This window comes from Oleiphilus sp. HI0067, assembly GCF_001635735.1.
Window position 1 is genome coordinate 1 of the sequence record NZ_LWFI01001691.1, and the last position, 1,019, is coordinate 1,019.

At 46.9% G+C, this 1,019-nt stretch carries 1 protein-coding gene; it reads left to right on the forward strand.

Annotation, left to right across the window (positions count from 1 at the left end; translation table 11 throughout):
• Positions 1-650 (forward strand): AgmX/PglI C-terminal domain-containing protein (locus A3739_RS27000; RefSeq protein WP_231877161.1); only part of this gene is annotated, 650 nt, incomplete at its 5' end.
• Positions 651-1,019: the final 369 nt, after the last annotated feature.

Below are 1,019 nucleotides of genomic sequence, written 5' to 3' on the forward strand. Positions count from 1 at the left end.
TTAAAGCGCAACCCAAAAAACGAGTGGAAACCCAGAAGAGCACCGCGGAACAAATAAAACAGGCACGAGAAGTCGCAAGTAATAGTGGTTTGCTTGCTATGCAAAGCCAAATGGCAGCGCTATCGAGTTCGGTCGCCGCATCAGGCTTCTATTCTTCAGCGAAGCAAGTAAAAGCCGAGTCAGGGCCATTAAGTATCGGTTCACCGGATCAGTCTGTATTGAGCAAAACCTCGAACGCAACAGCTCAGTCGGAACAGCAAATCGATACACGCCAAGCAACATTGGACGATCAAGAATATTCAACGCTGCAAGTACGTGAAGAAGAAAAAGCCCTCGCACTCGCGGAGAAAAACGCAGGAAAGACGCGAGATATGGCTGAGGTGCAACTCGTTGTAGAGGGTGTTCGCTCAACATTCAATTTATTGTACAACCGGGCACTGAGAGACGCCCCATTCCTAGAAGGTGCGTTAACACTTAAAATAACTATTTTGTCTTCTGGATTAGTTTCTTCTGTCGAGGTGCTTGAAGACACGCTCGGTGACCCAAAACTCGTCGCCAAACTGGTTGCGCGAATGAAGCTGACTAATTTCGGGCCATCAAACGCACCAGAGTTGGTGCACGTTCTACCATTTAATTTCCAGCCTAGCTAAATCAACGTTAATTTTGCCTCATAATGGTGCGCACGGCGTGTCGTTACTACCTGATGCGCAATTTTAGTTCGCTTAACTGTCAGGTTGCTTTCCATCAGACCCTACGCTTAAACGCTTTGGCGCATCAAAGACCATTTGGTATGCATCATGCACTAGTTACGATACGTGATACGCAACAAGTGAACGGATCGAGATCATCGTGCAAGTGATAGATAAATTCTTAGAAGAAGAGCGTCTGCCAAAAAGTTTTAGAAACACAGCCTCGCGATACTTCGATCCCGTTGTAGATGCTTTGCTACGCTATCGGGCGCCCATGAAAGAACCTGTGTTTATTGGGCTAGTTGGTTGCCAAGGGTCAGGCAAATCAAC